The following is a 17,347-nucleotide window of genomic DNA, read 5'->3' as shown; positions in this document are numbered from 1 at the left end:
GGCCGGGAGGCCTGCCTCCCGGCCCGGGCCGTCCGCAGGGCATCAGCCCTGACCATCCCAACCACGAGACCTCCGAGGAGGGCGCCATGGCCGAGTCCGCGGAGCTGTCGGCGCGCGTGGACGGCGATGCGATCTTCCGCGTCCTCCGCAGCGAGATCCTCGCCGGGGTGCACCCGCCGGGGACGGCGCTGCGGGAAGTGGTCATCTCGGAGCGGTTCGGCGTGTCGCGGACCCCCGTGCGCGAGGCGCTCAGCCGCCTGCAGCACGAGCGGCTGCTCGAACGGGCCGCCCGCGGCCTCCAGGTCCCGCAGATCGACCCGCAGGAGGTCATCCAGATCTACGACCTCCGGGTGATGCTCGAGGAGGAAGCCGCCGGGCAGGCCGCCCTCAACCGCGGGGCAGCGGACGTCATGCGCCTCGAGGCGCTGCTGGAACGCGACCGCGCCGTCGTCGATCCCGATGACACCACCAAGGTCACGAACAACCTGGAGTTCCACACCTCGCTGTGGGCGGCCGCGCGCAACCCCATCCTCATGGATCTCCTCCAGCGGCTCTCGACCCACCTCATCCACACGCCGCGCTCCACGCTGTCGGTGGGCACCCGCTGGCAGGAGGTGCTCCTCGAGCACGAGGCCCTGATCAGCGCCATCACCGAGCGCCGCAGCGACGACGCCCGGGCGATCGCACGCAGGCACATGGAGACGGCCCGCGCCATCCGCCTGCAACTGCTCCGCACCACGGCGGCGGACTGACGGTGACCCGGAGCCCCCAGCGCCTCCTGCTCGACGCGGACACGGGTATCGACGACGCCGTCGCGCTCCTGTACCTCCTCGGGACGCCGGAGGTGACGCTGGAGGCGATCACCTGCACCGCGGGCAACGTCGGCGCGCGGCAGGTCGCCGTCAACAACCTCGCCCTGCTCGAGCTGTGCGGCTCCACCGGGGTGGAGGTCGCGATCGGCAGCGAGGTGCCGCTGGAGATCCCGCTCGTCACGACCGAGGAGACCCACGGCGACCAGGGCATCGGCCACGCCGTGCTGCCCCCACCGCGCGGCGGTGTCTCGGAACGCCACGCCGTCGACGTCTGGGTGGAGGCCGTCCGGAACCACCCGGGGCAGGTCACCGGTCTCGTCACGGGACCGCTCACCAATCTCGCACTCGCGATCCGCGCCGAGCCGCAGCTGCCGATGCTCCTCAAGGGCCTCGTCATCATGGGCGGGGCGTTCAACTATCCGGGGAATACGACGCCGGTCGCCGAATGGAACACGCACGTCGACCCGCACGCGGCGCAGGAGGTCTACGCGGCCTACGAGGGTCTGCCGTTCGGGAAGCTGCCCATCGTGTGCGCGCTCGAGACCACGGAGCGGATCGAGTGCACACCCGCCCACGTCGACGCCGTGTCCCGGGCGGCCGGGGCCGGGCCGGAGGTCCTCGATCCGGACGGGCCCGAGGGGACGCGCAGTGGGAGCGGCAACGCCGTCGTCGCCTGCGTGTCCGATGCCCTCCGCTTCTACATGGAGTTCCACCGACTGTACGACCAGGGGTACGTCGCGCATCTCCACGACCTGTTCGCCGCGATGGTCGCGACGGGGGAGGCGGGCTTCGAGGAACGCCTGGCGACCGTCGACGTCGAGACCGGGTCCCCGCTGACCTTCGGGCAGACGGTCGCGGATTTCGCGGGGATGTGGAAGCGGGAGCCCAACGCCCGGATCGTCACGGGCAACGACCCCGCCGCGGTGTTCGGGCTGATGGTGCAGAGGTTGTCCGACGTCGCACGCCGGCACGGCTGAGGCCAGGTCCCGCGCACCCGGCGCGGCGGTGCGGCCCCCGGTACACTGATAGCTGCCACGCACAGCTGCGCGGCCGGCGCCGAGGTGACATGAGGTGCGTCCTCCTCCCTCCACTGCGCCCAAGGAATATCGTGAGCTCACCCCTGATCCTCGCCTCCGAGCCCGCCACCGAACGGCCGCGGCGCCTCCTGATCGCCCTCGGGGCTGCGCTCATCGCCGCCACGTACGTGTTCCTCGTCGTCGTCCAGCCGGCCGAGATCGCCGGCGGCATGGGCAGCGCGGCGTCGCTCGTCTCGCTCTTCGGCTTCCTCGGCGGCGGGGCGCTGCTGGTCGGCGGGATCCTGCCCATGCTCACCACGAGCTCCCTGGTCATCATGCCGCTCGGCATCGCCCTGAACATCGCCATCGGCCAGATCGCCGGCTCCCTGGGCATGCAGATCTACCTCGACGCCATCGGCACCGTCCTCGTCGCCGTCCTGGCCGGTCCCGCAGCGGGCGCCGCGACAGGCGCGATCAGCAACGCCATCTGGGGTCTCTTCAATCCCTTCGCGCTGCCCTTCGCGGCGGGTGCCGCCCTGATCGGGCTGCTCGCGGGCCTGGCCGCGCGCTACGGCGCGTTCCGCCGCGTGTACCTCGCACCCGTGACGGGGCTCGTCGTCGGTGCGGTCGGCGGGCTCGTCGCGGCGCCGGTGGCCGTCTTCATGTTCGGTGCCGCCGGGACGTTCGGGACCAACGCGATCATCGCGGTGTTCCGCTCGATGGGGGACAAGCTGCTGGTCGCGGCGACGAAGCAGGGCCTGCTGTCGGATTCCGTCGACAAGATCGTGGTGTTCGTCATCGTCGCCCTGATCGTCTACGCCCTGCCCCAGCGCGCCGTCCGGCAGTTCCCCTTCGCCCGCACGTACCGGGTGCTCGGCAGCCGGACCGGCACCGCGTCCGGCACCATGAGCGTCAGTGGCGCCGGAGCCGGCGCCGGCAGCGCCGGCGCATCCACCACTCCCGCGCGCGGGAACGACACCGGCGTCCCCTGAACCATGCCCCGCCGCAGGATCTACAACCCCCTGACAGAACTGCTCGCCGCGGTCCTGCTGGTGGTGCTCGTCCTCGTGGTGAACCGCTGGGAGTTCTCCCTCGCGGTGCTGGGTCTCGTGGTGCTTCCCGCCGTGCTCCTGTCCGGCCGGCCCCGGCAGATCGGCCTGGCGGTCACCCTGATCGCAGGGCCCCTGCTCGTCTCCTCCCTGCTGCTCCACGGGCTCTTCTTCCCCGAGGGCACCACCGTCCTGCTCGATCTCGGCGTCGCCCGCGTGACCGCCGAGGGCCTGGCCTTCGCCGCCCTCATGGGCCTCCGCATGACCGTGTTCACCGCGGCGCTGCTGACGGTCACGATGACGCTGAACCTCGCCGACCTCCTGGCCACCATGACGCACCGCGGCTGGAACCGGAAGCTCGTCTTCGTCGCCGGATCGGCCGTCGGGCTCATCCCGCACGTGGCCGAGCGCGCACGCCACATCACGCGGGCGCAGCAGGCCCGGGGCCTCATCGTGGGGCGGGGACCGCTCTCCCGGGCACGGGCCCTGCTGACCGTCCTCACGCCGCTCGTGATCGGGCTGCTGGTGGACGCCTCGGAGCGTACCCGCATGCTCGAGGCCCGCGGCTTCTCGTCCCCGGGCCCGCGCACGAGCTATCTGCCGGACTCGGACACGGCACGCCAGCGTGCGGCACGCCGGGCGATGGTCGCCGTCGTCGGGACGTTCTCCGCCGCCTGGCTCCTGACGGCGGCGGCATGATCGCCCTCGACAGCGCGGGCTTCGCCTACGACGACGGCGCGCCGGTGCTCGCCGGCGTCGCGCTCACCGTGGCGGCGGGGGACTACGTGGTCGTCGCGGGGGCCTCCGGGTCCGGCAAGACGACCTTGGCCCGGCTGCTCGCGGGCATGACCGGGGCGGACGCGGGCTCCGCCTTCACCGGGGCGATCACGCTCGGCGCCGAGACCGTGCGCTTCCGCGGGCTGCCGGACGACCCGCGGATCGATCCCGCCCGGTGGAGCGCGAGGGTGGCGTACGTCGCCCAGGGCGCCTGGGGGCAGCTGTCCATGATGTCCTCCACCGTCGCGGAGGAGATCGCCTTCGGCCCCGCCAACCGCGGCATGCCCGCGCAGGAGCTGCGGCGGGCCGTCGACGACGTCGCGGCGGCCCTGAAGCTCACACCCCTGCTGGGGCGTGATCCCCGCAGGCTCTCCGGCGGGCAGCTGCAGCGCACCATCATCGCCGCCGCCGTGATCCAGCGGCCCGAGGTCCTCGTCCTCGACGAGCCGTTTCAGGGGCTCGACGACGACGCGACGCAGGACGTCGCCGAGGCCCTGGAGGCGCTCCGGCGGACCGGCACCGGGGTGGTGGTCTGCGCACCCATGCTGCCGCGCCACGCCCCGCGGGGTGCGCGCGTCCTGGCGCTCGCCGACGGCCACTCCGTGTTCGACGGCCCGCTGCCGGAGGCGCGCCGGGCCGGACTGCGGCGCTTCGGCATCGGCACGGAGGGGGAGCCCCTCCGGCTGGGCGACGACGACGCCCGCCTTCCCGTCGATCCCGCGGGCCCCGAGGCGATCGTGATACGTGGCCTCGGCTTCCGCTACCCCCGGGAGCCCGGCACGGACGTGCCGCCGGTTGGGCTGGCCGGCGTCGATCTGTCCGTCCAGGCGGGCGAGGTGGTGGCCCTCCGCGGCCCCAACGGGTCCGGCAAGTCGACCTTGCTGCACCACCTGAACGGGCTGTCCCGGGCTGACAGCGGCTCGGTCGCCGTGGGCGGCGTGCGGATCGACCGGCAGCCGACGGGCGCCCTCGCGGCCACCGTGGGCTACCTGTTCCAGGACACGGACCAGCAGCTCTTCGAGCGCACGGTCCTGCGCGAGGTCTCCTACGGCCCGCGTTCCACGGGGCTGCGGAAGGCCGATGCCGCACGGCGGGCCGCGATCGCCCTCGACGCCGTAGTGCTCGGCGCACTGGCGGACGCGCACCCGTACGAACTGGGCTTCGTGCAGCGGCGCATGGTGGCGCTGGCCTCCCTCATCGCCACGGGTCCGGCCGTCTGGGCCCTCGACGAACCCACCGCAGGCCTCGACGGACCCGCGCGCCACCTCCTCGCCGCCGTCCTCTCCCGCCATACCAGGGACGGCGGCTGCGTCCTCATGGCCACGCACGACGCCGCCTTCGCCGACGCCGTCGCGCACCGGAGCGTGTGGCTCGACGGCGGCAGGATCAGCCCGGACGGGGCGCCGCACCGGGGTGCCTCCGCCGGACCTGCGCAGCCCCTAGGGTGAACCTCATGGACCTACTGCGCGAGAGACACCGGAGGATCGAGGCGGAGGGCGCCGACCTCGCCGTGTTCGAGTACGGCCTCGATCCGGACCCGGCCACGCCGACCATCGTTTTCCTGCACGGCTATCCCGACGATCACCGGGTCTTCCACCCGGTTCTCCGGGAGCTCGCCCCGACGCACCACCTGGTCGCGTTCGACACCCGGAACGCCGGCCGGTCCCGTGCCCACGCGGGCGCGGGGTTCACGGTGGCGGAGCTCGTGGACGACATCTTCGCGGTCCTCGACGCCGTGGACATGCCGGGCGGTGTGCGCCTGGTGGGCCACGACTGGGGCTCGATCCAGGGCTGGGCCGCCCTGCAGGACGAGCGTGCGCAGGGGCTGATCCTCGACTACACCAGCATCTCCGGTCCCGATCTGCGCCACTTCTCCCGGTGGCTGCGCCGGCGGCTCCGGGATCCCCGGCTGGTGCCGCAGGGCGTGGGGCAGGTGCTGCGCAGCTCGTACGCCGGATTCTTCCAGCTGCCCGTCCTGCCCGAGGCGCTCTGGAAGTACGGGCTGACGCGGCGCTACGAGCTGACGGCCCGGCGCAACGTGGGGCAGGACCCGGTGCGGGGCCTCGCCCTCTACCGGACCAACCTGTCCGCCGCGGTCACGCCGCCCCGGCGGCGTCCCGTCGCCGTCCCCGTGCACGTGATCGTCCCGCTGAAGGATCCCTTCCTGTCGCCGCACCTCGTGGACGGACTCGAGGACTGGGTGTCGGACCTGACCGTCACGAGCGTCCCGGGCGGGCACTGGTGGATCGCGGACCGGCCCCGGGCCTTCGCGGAACTGCTCGACCCCGCGCTGCGGGACCGGGACGGCCAGGCCTGATCGCGGCATCCGGGGTCCGTTGTGCACGTGTGGCGGGTGGCGTCATCGTGGACCCGCCACACGTGCGCACTGAGGCGACGTGGACCCGGGCGCCGTCCCGGATCCGACAGCGCACCGGGGCCTACGCGTCGAGCAGGCCCCGGATGTCGTCCGCGGTCAGCGCGGAGGAGAAGATGGCGTCGTCGTCCATGACGGACGTGAACAGCTTCGCTTTCTTCTCCTTGAGCTTCATGACCTTCTCCTCGATGGTCCCCCTGGACACCATGCGGTAGACCATCACGTTCTTGGTCTGCCCGATGCGGTGGGTGCGGTCCACGGCCTGGGCCTCGGAGGCCGGGTTCCACCACGGGTCCAGCAGGAAGCAGTAGTCCGCCTCCGTCAGGTTCAGGCCGAACCCGCCGGCCTTGAGGCTGATGAGGAACACGGGGGCCTTGCCGTCCTTGAAGGAATCGATGACCTCGCCGCGGCTGCGCGTGGATCCGTCCAGGTAGGCGTACTCGATGCCGCGCGCATCCAGCTGCTCGGCGGCCTTCTTGAGGTAGGACGTGAACTGGCTGAAGACCAGGGCCCGGTGTCCTTCCGCGAGGACGTCCTCCAGATTCTCGAACAGGACCTCGAGCTTCGCGGACGGGACGCCCTCGTGCGCGGGGTCCACGAGCGAGGCATCGAGGCTGAGCATGCGCAGGAGGGTCAGGGACCGGAACACGATCATGCGGTTGCGGTTCATGTCCTCGATCAGCCCGAGGAGCTTCTGCCGCTCGCGCTGCAGGTACGTCTCGTAGATGTGCCGGTGCTCGGGGTGGAGCTCCACCTCCAGGACCTGCTCCTGCTTCGGCGGGAGGTCGGAGGCGACGGCCTCCTTGGTGCGGCGCATCATCAGCGGCCGGATGCGCTTCCGGAGCCGCACGAGCGGACGGTTGTCGCCGATTTTCTCGATCGGCGTGCGGTAGTCCTCCGTGAACTTGCGGGCCGAGGGGAACAGCCCGGGCGCCACGATGTTGAACAGGGACCACAGCTCCATGAGGTTGTTCTCCATGGGCGTGCCGGTGATCGCGAGCTTGAACGGTGCATCGAAGTCCTTCGCCGCCTGATGCACCTTCGACGCGCGGTTCTTCACGAACTGCGCCTCGTCCAGCACGAGACCGGACCAGGCGAGGTCCTGGTAGGCGGGGAAGTCGAGCCGGAAGAGCGTGTAGGAGGTGATGACGACGTCGGCGTCTCCCACCTGCTCGTCGATAGGGATGCCGGAGGCGCCCTGCGTGTCGCTGATCGCGACGACCTTGAGGCCCGGCGCGAAGCGGCGTGCCTCGTTGGACCAGTTGGGGACCACGGAGGTGGGTGCGACGACGATGAACGGGGCGTCGAGCCCCGACGTCTCCTTCGCGTGGATCATCAGGGCCAGGGCCTGGAGGGTCTTGCCGAGCCCCATGTCGTCGGCGAGCACGCCGCCGAGGCGGTGCCGCCACAGGAACGCCAGCCAACTGAAGCCCTCCGCCTGGTAGGGGCGCATGTCGGCGACCAGGCCCGCCGGGGCCGGGGTGGCCGCGACGTCCTCGAGCTCGAGCAGTCCGCTCACGGCGTCGCGCCAGGACTGCGCCTGCTCGGTCTCCTCCGCGAGGTCCTCGAGGTCGGCCCACAGGCCGGCCTGGTAGCGGCTGATCTGCAGCCCGGAGTCCGGGTCCCATTCGCTGAGCGCCCGGGCTTCCTCGATGAGCTCGCGGAGCTGGTCGAAGACGGGCTGGTCGAGCGAGAGGTAGCTGTTGTCGACGAGCTTCAGTTTCTTCTGGCCCTGGGCGAGCGCGCGGAAGACGGAGTCGAAGGGGATGGTGCGGCCGCTGACGGTGACCATCACGCCGAGGTCGAACCAGTCGCGGTCGTCCGTCTCCACGGTGCTGATCCGCAGGGTCGGTGTCTCGGTCAGTTCCCTGTAGTCGGGCTTGTCGCCGACCACCTCGACGCTCACGCCGTCGAGCTCCGCGAGCCGGGGCAGGACGTCCTCCACGAACTCGACGGCCTGCATGTCCTCGAGCCGGAGCGACCTGATCGGGACCGGGCCGAGGACCTGACGCGCGGAGGCCGCGAGGGCATCCTCGACGTCGGGCTCGCGGTAGCCGTCGTCGCCGCCGGGACCTCCCCGGCGGAAGGGCCGGCGCTGCACGGCATCGCCGAGGGTGTAGTCGAAATGCCAGTCCAGGGCCACCGACCCGTCCTCGCCGTAGGCGGTGGTGAGGACGAGCGCGGGAGGCTGGATCTCGGGCAGTTCCACGCTGCCGTCACTGCTGTCCACCTGGATGGACTGCCGCAGCTTCGGGTAGTAGTCCTGGAGGAAGAGGGACTTCTCCTCCTCGGGCACCACGACGGCGTGCCCGCGCTGCAGGAGCTCGATGTCCTTCGCCGTCAGCCTCCGCGAGGCGGGGGCGAGGGTGATCGTGTCATCGGGGGCGACGGTGTAGATGCCGTGCGTGCTGATGACGTGGGCCGTCTCGGACGGGTGGGGCCGGCCGTCGACGTCGAGGGCCGGGCTCAGCCGCAGCGAGCCGTCCTCCGTCTCGGTCGCGTCGAGCTTCAGGGTGGCGCGGGCCGCGAGGTCGATCGAGACGGACTTCTTCGACCCCACGAACGCGATGCCGAGGCGCTGCGCCTCGTCCAGCAGTTGCCAGAGCAGCGGGTTGCTGAAGTCGTCGAGGTACAGCCAGGAGTCGTTGTTGCCGAAGTAGTTGACGCCGGTGCCGCGGTGCAGCGCAGGGAACTGGGAGAACCACCGGTGCTGGTCCGGGTCCAGCGTCAGCCCGTAGGTCTGGTAGCTGATGCTGCCCCAGGACAGGTTGTTCTTGATCCACTTGCCCTTGCCGTTCTGGCTGACGGGCCGCACGCCGAGGCGTGTGTTGAGCGTGCGCTGGCCCTGGCGCTCGGCGGCGGAGCCCCACCGCTGCACGGCGACCTCGGGGGTGCGCAGCTCGAACTGCAGCCCGAGGGGCGTCCGCGGCGCGGGCGGGGAGTCGATGCCGGTGTCGGCCTCCAGGAGATCCGTGAGGGATGCCTGCCAGCCCTCGGGCACCGACGTGCGCGGAGCGGACCGGGCGCCGAGGCCGCGTTCGTGCTGCGCCAGCAGGTTCTCCGTGTTGCTCTGCAGGGCCGTGGCGGCCACGTGCTTGCAGTCCGCACCGATGGGGCAGCTGCAGAAGTTCTCGAGGGGGCGGAAGCGGCCGTCGCCCTTGAGCCCGAGGCGCAGCTTGGTCCGGTAGTCATGGGGCGCGGTGCCGCGGACCTTCCCGGTCAGCAGCTTCGACTCGGCGTCCCAGGCGAGGGAGCTGACAGCGCCGTCCTTGGCGTAGGTCTGTCCGCGCTGGAACGCCGCGCCGCCCACGATCCGGATGATGTCTGTGACATCGACCATGGGGTGGGTGGAAATGGGCATAATTCCATGCTCTCACGTGGCGGTGACGCACTCCTCGCCGGGCGCTCCGTTTCGGGGAAAGCCCGACTGCCGGTGGGCGTCCGGCGGGGAACGGCCGTATAGTCTACCCGCTGCCGGCGGGGAACCGTGATGAGGCAGGCGCGCTCCGGCGACACCCCGGCCTGCCCTACTCTTGGCTCGGGGGCTGAGCGCCAGGTCGCAGGGAAACGGAAGAGGTCGCACGTGTTCGAGGCTCCAAGCATCATCTTCGCGGCGGCGGGGCTTGCGGTGTTCGCGGCCGCCCTCCTGCCCCGCCTGCTGATGCGCGCCCCCGTGTCCATGCCCATGGTCTTCCTCGCCGCCGGCATCATCATCTTCACGTTCGCGAAGGACCTTCCGGACCCGGACCCCATGAAGTACAGCGACGTGACCATCCACCTCAGCGAGGTCTGCGTCATCATCTCGCTGATGGGCGCCGGGCTGGCACTGGACCGCAAGGTCGGCTGGCACCGGTGGTCCACCACCTGGCGGCTCCTCGGCATCGCGATGCCGCTGTGCATCCTCGGACTGACCCTCATGGGGATGTGGGTCCTCGGCCTCGGCGTCGCGTCGGCCCTGCTGATCGCCGCCGCCCTCGCGCCGACCGACCCCGTGCTCGCCTCGGAGGTGCAGGTCGGCGAGCCGTCGGAGTCCGAGGAGGACCTGGACGCCGAGGACGAGGTGCGGTTCGGACTGACCTCCGAGGCAGGCCTCAACGACGGGCTCGCGTTCCCCTTCATCTACCTCGCGATCCTGCTGAGCACCGTGGGGCTCGCTCCGTCGGCCTGGTTCCCGGAATGGATCCTCCTCGACGTGCTGTGGCGCATCATCATCGGCTGCGCGTTCGGCGTCGGGATCGGCATGCTGCTCGGCCGCATCTTCTTCCGGTCACCCATCAAGAGCGTCCGCCTCGCCAACCACTCCGAGGGCTTCGTCGCGCTCGCGGCCACCTTCCTGACGTACGGCGTGACCGAGGCGGTGGAGGGCTACGGCTTCATCGCCGTGTTCGTGTGCGCCGTCACCATCCGCGCGGGGGAGCAGACCCACGGCTACCACGGGGTCCTGCACAGCTACATCGAGCAGCTCGAGCGCCTGCTGACGGTCGTCGTGCTCGTCCTGCTCGGTGGTGCCGTGGCACGTGGGCTGCTCGAGGGCCTGCGCCCGCTCGAAGTGGTGGTCGCCGCAGCCTTCATCCTCCTCGTCCGGCCCGTCAGCGGCTGGATCAGCCTGGCCCGCGGGAAGACCGGTCCGCGGGAGCGCAGCACCCTCGCCTTCTTCGGTGTGCGCGGCATCGGGTCCATCTACTACCTCAGCTACGCGCTGTCGAAGGGGGAGTTCACGGCCGACGAGTCCACGCTGTGGCGCATCGGGGCGCTGGTGATCGTGATGTCGATCGTGGTGCACGGCATCACCGCGGCGCCGGTCATCAACGCGCTGGACCGGGCACGGCAGCGCAAGGCACGTGAACAGGGCGACGAGGCGCAGGCGCCGCATACGCCCGTCTAGCCGTCGCCGGTCAGGCGGGCCGTTTCCGTTCGATGGCGGTCCGCACCGCCAGCCCGCCGACGAGCGCCCAGAAGGCCCCGCCGATCCCGAGGACGGACAGGCCGGACGCCGCGAGGAGGAACGTCACGGCGCCGCTCATACGCCCGGTCGCGTCCCGGAAGGACGCCGTCACCGCCGTCGCCATGGTGCCGATCAGGGCGAGCCCGGCCACCGCCTCCACGAGCCCGGCGGGTGCGGCGCCCACGACGACGACGAGCGCCCCCGAGCAGGCAGCGAGCACCAGGTAGGACAGGCCCGCGGTGAGGGCCGCGATCCACCGGCGGTCGCGGTCCTCACCCGCACCCTCGCCTGCGGACAGCGCGGCCGACAGGGCCGCGAGGTTGACCGCGTGGCCGCCGAAGGGCGCGACGACGGCGGTCCCCGCGCCCGTGACGGCCAGGGCGGGCCGCCACGGGGCCTCATAGCCGAAGGACGAGAGCACGGCGACGCCCGGGAGGTTCTGCGACGCCATCGTGACCACATAGAGCGGCAGGGCGATGCCGAGGACGGCGGCAGGCTCGATGACCGGGACGGTGAATGCCAGGGACGGGGCCAGGGACGACGCGTCGATGGCCGTACCCGCGAGGCCGAGCTGGACGCCGATCACGGCCAGGGCCGCGAGGAGCGCGAGGGGGACCGACCACTTGGGGGCGAGGGCCGAGGCGGCGAGCCAGACGAGGATCACCGGCAGCACCAGGAGCGGGATGGTGCCGATGGACTGGAACGGCGCCAGGCACAGGGGGAGCAGCACGCCCGCGAGCATCGCCTGCGCGAGGTGCTGCGGGATGCGGGCCACCATCCGGCCCAGCCACGGCACCGCCGCGGTCAGCGCGATGAGGACGCCGGTGACCAGGAAGGCGCCGACCGCCGCGGGCCAGCCGCCGGACGGGATGCTGGCACCGGCCAGCAGGGCGGCACCCGGGGTGGACCACGAGAGCGTGACGGGGATGCGGTACCGCAGCGACAGCAGGACGATCCCGAGGCCCACGACCGCGGTCAGCGCCAGCAGCCCGGAGGCGGCCTGCTCGGGTGACGCGCCGGTGGCCCGCAGGCCGGCGAGCACGACGGCGAACGACGAGGTGAAGCCCACCAGGGCGGTGACGATGCCGGCGAGGACGGGTTCGTGCAGACCGGGCCGGACGGAGGATCTGGTGTGCACCGCGGGACTCCTGTCGGGTGGCGCGCAGCGCCCTCGGAATTCGTTCTGTATACGGAACGGCCAGCGTAGGATGCAGGGATGCCCGAGGACAAACCGGACCGCGACGAATCCCTGCACTCCGCCGTCGCCCGCAGGATCACGCGGCTGCGCCGGGACCGCGGGCTTTCCCTCAGCGCCCTGGCACTGCAGGCGGGCATCGGGAAGGGCACGCTGTCCGAACTGGAGGCGGGGACCCGCAATCCGACCCTCGGGACGCTCTACGCGCTCGCAGGCCCCCTGAAGGTACCGCTCACCGGACTCGTGGGGGACGGGACGGGGCGTGGCGTCTCCGACGGCGTCGTGGAGGCCCGGCTGCTCACGGTGCGTACGCACGACGACGGCGGCACCACCGAGGTCTTCTGGCTCACCATCGCGTCGGCGGGGACGCGGGTGTCACCGGCCCACGGACCGGGGACCGTGGAGCACTTCCGGGTGGTGCGGGGCAGCGCACGCGTGGGCGTGCTCGGCTCCGAGCAGGACGCGACGGCCGGCGACGCGCTGTCCTGGCACGGGGACACGGTGCACTCCTACGCGTCGACGGACGGGGGCGCGGAGGGGGTCCTGACCATCGAGACGCCGGCGCGCCGAGACGGATCAGGCGCCGGTCACGCGGTGATCATGCAGTGATCAGGCGTGGCGCAGCTGCTCGAGCCGGCGCTGGATGGCCTCCAGCTCGTCGCTGAGCGCCTGCAGGCGGGCGGAGTTCTGTTCCACCGCGAGCTCGCGGACGAGGAGGTCTTGGCGCTCGCGGAGCGCGGCTTCGGACGGAAGTGGGTCGCTGGGCATGCGCCCAGTCAAGCAGATCCGGCGCAGGCTCGGGGCCGTGCGCCGTCACAGGGGCGTGACGTAGGCGCCGGCGATGCCGCCGTCGACCATGAACTGGCTGGCCGTGATGAAGGACGAGTCGTCCGAGGCCAGGAAGGCGACGGCGGCAGCCAGTTCGTCGGGTTCGGCGAAGCGCCCCAGCGGGATATGGACGAGCCGGCGTCGGGCCTGTTCGGCGTCGCTCGCGAACAGCTCCTGCAGTAAGGGGGTGTTGACGGGGCCCGGGCAGAGCGCGTTCACCCGGATCCCCTCCCGGGCGAACTGCACCCCCAGCTCACGGCTCATGGACAGCACGCCGCCCTTGGACGCGGAGTAGGAGATCTGGGACGTGGCGGCGCCGAGGACCGCCACGAAGGAGGCCGTGTTGATGATCGACCCGCGTCCCTGCGCCTGCATGTAGGGCAGGACGTGCTTGCAGCAGTAGTACACGCTCGTCAGGTTCACCTCCTGGACACGGCGCCAGGCGTCGATCCCCGTGTCGAGGATGGAGGAGTCGTCGTCGGGCGAGATCCCCGCGTTGTTGAAGGCGATGTCGACCGAACCGTAGGTCGCGAGGGCGAAGGCGTACATCGCCCGGACATCGTCCTCGCTGGTGACGTCGGCGCGGATGAAGCTGCCGCCGAACTGCTCCGCCAGCGACTCCCCGACCGCGTCCGGACAGATGTCCCCGATCACCACGTGCGCCCCCTCGTGGGCGAGGCGCCGGGCCGTGGCCAGGCCGATCCCCGAGGCGCCCCCGGTGACGACCGCGGTGCGCCCCTGGAGGCGGTTGGTCACGAGTCCGTTGTAGGGCAGGGCGGTCATGGGCACTCCTTCTGGTCGGATGGACGCCACTCAGGCGTCGGTGGCTATGAAGACGTTCTTGGTCTCGCTGAACGCGTCGAGGGCCTGGGGGCCCAGTTCCCGGCCGAGGCCGGACTGCTTGAAGCCGCCGAACGGCGTGGAATACCGGACGGAGGAGTGCGAATTCACGGAGAGGTTCCCCGCGTCGATGGCCCGTGAGACGCGGAGCGCGCGGCCCACGTCGCGCGTCCAGATGGATCCGGACAGTCCGTAGGCCGAGTCGTTGGCGAGCCGGACGGCATCCGCTTCGTCCTCGAACGGGACGACGCAGACCACCGGGCCGAAGATCTCCTCCGTGAAGGCGGCGGACCGGGGATCCGAGGGCGTGATGACGGTGGGCGGGAACCAGAAGCCGGGTCCGTCGGGGGCGGCGCCCTGGAAGGCGACGTCGGCCACGGTCCTCCCGTCCGCGTCGTAGACGAATCGCGCCACGGCGTCGCGCTGGGCGGCCGAGATCAGCGGACCCATGTGCGTGTCCTCCAGGCCCGGATCGCCCACCCTGACGGATTCCACCGCGGTTCCCAGCATGCCCAGGACGTCGTCGTACACGGACCGCTGGACGAGCACCCGGGACCGGGCGCAGCAGTCCTGCCCGGCATTGTCGAAGGCCCCGTCGGGTACCGCGGCGGCGGCCTTCTCCAGGTCTGCGTCGGCGAAGATGACGTTGGCGCTCTTCCCGCCGAGTTCGAGGGTCACGCGCTTGACCTGTTCCGCGCAGCCCGCCATGATCTGCTTGCCCACGCTGGTGGAACCGGTGAAGACGACCTTGCGGACCGCAGGGTGGGTGACGAAGCGTGCACCGACGACGGAGCCCTTGCCCGGCAGGACGGTGAACACGCCCTCGGGGATCCCGGCCTGCAGTGCGAGCTCACCGAGCCGTATCGCCGTCAGGGGGGTGAGTTCGGCCGGTTTCAGGACCACCGTGTTGCCGGCGGCGAGCGCCGGGGCGAAACCCCACGCTGCGATGGGCATGGGGAAGTTCCACGGCACGATGATGCCGACGACGCCGAGCGGTTCGTGGAACGTCACATCCACGCCGCCCGCGACGGGGATCTGCTGCCCGAGATGGCGTTCGGGGGCCGCCGAGTAGTACGTCAGGACGTCACGTACGTTGCCGGCCTCCCAGCGCGCATTCCCGATCGTGTGGCCGGCGTTGGCCACCTCGAGCGCGGCGAGCGCCTCGATCTCCGCATCCACGGCGGAGGCGAACCGCCGGAGCAGCAGCGCACGGTCCGCCGGGGCCACCTGCCGCCAGGCGGGGAAGGCGTCGGCCGCCCGCAGGATCGCGGCATCCGTGTCCTCGGGTCCCGCCATGGCGACCGTGCCGATGGCCTTCTCGGTCGCAGGGTCGAGGATCTGATGGGTAGAGCTCATGACGCGGTCCTTTCAGGGGCGAGGCGGGAGGCGTAGGTGCGGGCAGCGTCGACGAAGCCGCCGAACAGGCGCCTGTCCTGCCCGTTCTCCTCGGGATGGAACTGGACGCCGAGGGTCCAGCCGACAGGGCCCCCGACGGCCGCTTCGACGACCTCCACCGTCCCGTCCGCGGCCAGGGCCGTCACGCACAGTCCGTCGGCGATCCTGTCCAGGCCCTGGTGGTGGTAGCACGGGCTCGACGCCCGCTTCCCCAGCAGCTGCCGGGCGATGGACCCCGGTTCGGTGGTGAAGTCGACGCTGCCGAAGACACCCGGCGCGGGCTGATACCGCGCTGCGTCCTCCCGCACCTCGGGCAGGTGCTGGTGCAGCGTGCCGCCGAGGGCGACGTTGAGGACCTGCGCCCCCCGGCAGATGGCGAAGAGGGGTGTGCCGGCGGCCAGCGCCGCCCGCGTCAGGGCGAGGTCGTGGTCGTCGCGCTCCGGCTGGGACACCGTGGTCGGATGCGGCGCGGCGCCGTAGCGCACAGGGTCCACGTCGACCCCGCCGATGACGATCAGACCGTCGAGCAGGCCGACGACGCTCGGATCGGTGCCCACGGGTGGCAGCAGGAGGGGGCTCCCGCCGGCGTCCACGACGGCGCGCACGTAGGCGCCCGGCACGATGGCCGCGGTGCCGTCCCAGACACCCCAGGCCGCGGACTGCCAGTACGTGGTGAGGCCGACCCTCGGGCGGTAGGTGCCCTGTGCGGGCTCGGTCGTCACCATGACGCCCTAGTGTCGTTCAAACCCGCGCCGCACTTCCCAGTCCGTCACGGCCGCGTTGAACTGCGCCAGCTCGACGTCGGCATAGTGGGTGTAGTGCTCCACCACCTCCTCGCCGAAGACCTCCCGCGCGATCGCGGAGCCGGCGAAGAGGTCACGGGCCTCCTGCATCGTGGCGGGCACGTGGTCGGCGTCGGACAGGTAGGCGTTGCCGTCCATCCGTGGTGGCAGCTCCAGTTCGTTCTCGACGCCGTACAGTCCGCCGGCGAGCATCGCCGCGAGTGCGAGGTAGGGGTTCGCATCCGCGCCCGGGACCCGATTCTCCAGGCGGGCGGAGGAGCCGTGGCCCACGAGGCGGACCGAACAGGTCCGGTTGTCCAGCCCCCAGGCGACCGCCGTCGGTGCGAAGGAGCCTTTGGAGAAGCGCTTGTAGGAGTTGATGTTGGGCGCGTAGAAGAGCGTGAACTCGCGCATGGTCGCGAGCACCCCCGCGATGAAGTGGTCGTAGAGCGGCGTGCGCTGGTTCCCGGCCTCGTCCCAGAACACGAGTCCGCCGTCGTCGCTCCGGAGGGACATGTGGATGTGGCAGGAGGAGCCCTCCCTCTGGTTCGGCTTGGCCATGAAGGTCACCGACTGGCCCCGCTGGGATGCGATCTCCTTCGCCGACAGTTTGTAGACACTGTGGTTGTCGGCCGTCACGACCACGTCGTCGTACTTGAACGCGATCTCGTGCTGACCGAAGTTGCATTCGCCCTTGGCCGACTCGACGATCATGCCCGCCTGGTACATCGCATTGCGGATGTCCCGCAGGAGCGGTTCGACGCGCAGGGACCCCAGGATCGAGTAGTCGACGTTGTACTGGTTGGCGGGAACGAGATCGCGGTAGTGCTTGAGGCCGGCGTCCTCGAACGAGTCGTTGTAGATGATGAACTCGAGCTCCGTCCCCGAGAACGCCCGCATGCCGCGGTCCGCGGCCCTCGCGGCCTGCGCCTTGAGGATGCTGCGCGGGGCGACCCGGACCGGTTCGCCGGTGGTGAAGGACAGGTCCGACTGGATCATCACCGTGCCCTCCCGATAGGGGAGGCGCCGGATGGTGTCGAGGTCGAGGTCGAACACCATGTCCCCGTACCCGGTGTCCCAACTCGACATCGCATAGCCTTCCACGGTGTTCATGTCGGTATCGACTGCCAGCAGGTAGTTGCATCCCTCCGTGCCGTGGCCGAGGACCGTGTCGAGGAAGAACCGGCCGTGGATCACCTTGCCCTGCAATCTGCCCTGCATGTCGGTGAACGCCAGGACCACCGAGTCGATTTCACCTGCCTCGACGGCCGAGGTGAGCTGGTCGACGGTGAGCATACGTTCACTGCGGGGATGCGGGTCCATGAGCTTCCTTC

At 71.2% G+C, this 17,347-nt stretch carries 15 protein-coding genes; 8 read left to right on the top strand and 7 right to left on the bottom strand.

Annotated features, from left to right (window positions below; genetic code table 11):
* Positions 1 to 86: 86 nt before the first annotated feature.
* The 6 genes from AC4D2E_RS11120 (at position 87) to AC4D2E_RS11095 (ending at position 5,971) form a co-directional block, all read left to right on the top strand.
* Positions 87 to 752, top strand: a complete 666-nt coding sequence (locus tag AC4D2E_RS11120) for a GntR family transcriptional regulator (RefSeq protein ID WP_490952663.1) — start codon at positions 87 to 89, stop codon at positions 750 to 752.
* A 2-nt stretch (positions 753 to 754) separates the two neighbouring features.
* Positions 755 to 1,789 (top strand): nucleoside hydrolase, encoded by a 1,035-nt coding sequence (locus AC4D2E_RS11115; protein WP_490952662.1) that lies wholly within the window; start codon positions 755 to 757, stop codon positions 1,787 to 1,789.
* Positions 1,790 to 1,920: 131 nt separating this feature from the next.
* On the top strand, positions 1,921 to 2,820 hold the full coding sequence (locus AC4D2E_RS11110; RefSeq protein ID WP_490952661.1) for an ECF transporter S component: 900 nt from the start codon (positions 1,921 to 1,923) through the stop codon (positions 2,818 to 2,820).
* 3 nt (positions 2,821 to 2,823) lie between these two features.
* Positions 2,824 to 3,576, top strand: a complete 753-nt coding sequence (locus tag AC4D2E_RS11105; protein ID WP_490952660.1) for an energy-coupling factor transporter transmembrane component T — start codon at positions 2,824 to 2,826, stop codon at positions 3,574 to 3,576.
* On the top strand, positions 3,573 to 5,102 hold the full coding sequence (locus tag AC4D2E_RS11100) for an ABC transporter ATP-binding protein (RefSeq protein WP_490952659.1): 1,530 nt from the start codon (positions 3,573 to 3,575) through the stop codon (positions 5,100 to 5,102). The genes AC4D2E_RS11105 and AC4D2E_RS11100 overlap by 4 nt, the downstream gene beginning before the upstream one ends.
* 5 nt (positions 5,103 to 5,107) lie before the next feature.
* On the top strand, positions 5,108 to 5,971 hold the full coding sequence (locus tag AC4D2E_RS11095) for an alpha/beta fold hydrolase (protein WP_490952658.1): 864 nt from the start codon (positions 5,108 to 5,110) through the stop codon (positions 5,969 to 5,971).
* Between the two features lie 121 nt (positions 5,972 to 6,092).
* Here AC4D2E_RS11095 and AC4D2E_RS11090 read toward each other — a convergent pair whose 3' ends face one another.
* On the bottom strand, positions 6,093 to 9,389 hold the full coding sequence (locus AC4D2E_RS11090) for a DEAD/DEAH box helicase (protein ID WP_490952657.1): 3,297 nt from the start codon (positions 9,387 to 9,389) through the stop codon (positions 6,093 to 6,095).
* A 222-nt stretch (positions 9,390 to 9,611) separates the two neighbouring features.
* Between AC4D2E_RS11090 and AC4D2E_RS11085 the strand changes: the two genes are divergently transcribed.
* Positions 9,612 to 10,913, top strand: coding sequence for a cation:proton antiporter (locus AC4D2E_RS11085; RefSeq protein WP_490911027.1), 1,302 nt, complete (start codon positions 9,612 to 9,614; stop codon positions 10,911 to 10,913).
* Between the two features lie 10 nt (positions 10,914 to 10,923).
* Here AC4D2E_RS11085 and AC4D2E_RS11080 read toward each other — a convergent pair whose 3' ends face one another.
* Positions 10,924 to 12,111, bottom strand: a complete 1,188-nt coding sequence (locus AC4D2E_RS11080) for a benzoate/H(+) symporter BenE family transporter (protein WP_490952656.1) — start codon at positions 12,109 to 12,111, stop codon at positions 10,924 to 10,926.
* A 78-nt stretch (positions 12,112 to 12,189) separates the two neighbouring features.
* Here AC4D2E_RS11080 and AC4D2E_RS11075 point away from each other — a divergent pair, with 78 nt between their 5' ends.
* On the top strand, positions 12,190 to 12,777 hold the full coding sequence (locus AC4D2E_RS11075) for a helix-turn-helix domain-containing protein (RefSeq protein ID WP_490952655.1): 588 nt from the start codon (positions 12,190 to 12,192) through the stop codon (positions 12,775 to 12,777).
* Here AC4D2E_RS11075 and AC4D2E_RS11070 read toward each other — a convergent pair whose 3' ends face one another.
* The 5 genes from AC4D2E_RS11070 to AC4D2E_RS11050 are packed head-to-tail and all read right to left on the bottom strand — an operon-like array spanning position 12,778 to position 17,336.
* Entirely contained in the window at positions 12,778 to 12,936 is a 159-nt protein-coding gene (locus tag AC4D2E_RS11070; RefSeq protein ID WP_181033704.1) for a hypothetical protein, read from the bottom strand. It abuts the gene before it with no gap.
* A gap of 45 nt (positions 12,937 to 12,981) precedes the next feature.
* Positions 12,982 to 13,779, bottom strand: coding sequence for a 3-oxoacyl-ACP reductase (locus AC4D2E_RS11065; protein WP_104168698.1), 798 nt, complete (start codon positions 13,777 to 13,779; stop codon positions 12,982 to 12,984).
* Positions 13,780 to 13,809: 30 nt separating this feature from the next.
* Positions 13,810 to 15,192 (bottom strand): aldehyde dehydrogenase family protein, encoded by a 1,383-nt coding sequence (locus tag AC4D2E_RS11060; protein ID WP_490952654.1) that lies wholly within the window; start codon positions 15,190 to 15,192, stop codon positions 13,810 to 13,812.
* Positions 15,189 to 15,956 (bottom strand): gamma-glutamyl-gamma-aminobutyrate hydrolase family protein, encoded by a 768-nt coding sequence (locus AC4D2E_RS11055; RefSeq protein WP_104168696.1) that lies wholly within the window; start codon positions 15,954 to 15,956, stop codon positions 15,189 to 15,191. The genes AC4D2E_RS11060 and AC4D2E_RS11055 overlap by 4 nt, the downstream gene beginning before the upstream one ends.
* Positions 15,957 to 15,962: 6 nt before the next feature.
* Positions 15,963 to 17,336: a glutamine synthetase family protein gene (locus AC4D2E_RS11050; RefSeq protein WP_490911021.1), complete on the bottom strand. Its 1,374-nt coding sequence runs from the start codon at positions 17,334 to 17,336 to the stop codon at positions 15,963 to 15,965.
* Positions 17,337 to 17,347: the final 11 nt, after the last annotated feature.

Source organism: Arthrobacter sp. TJ-265 (genome assembly GCF_058269135.1).
Note: the sequence above shows the minus strand (reverse complement) of the source record. Positions and strands in the feature narration are given on the sequence as shown.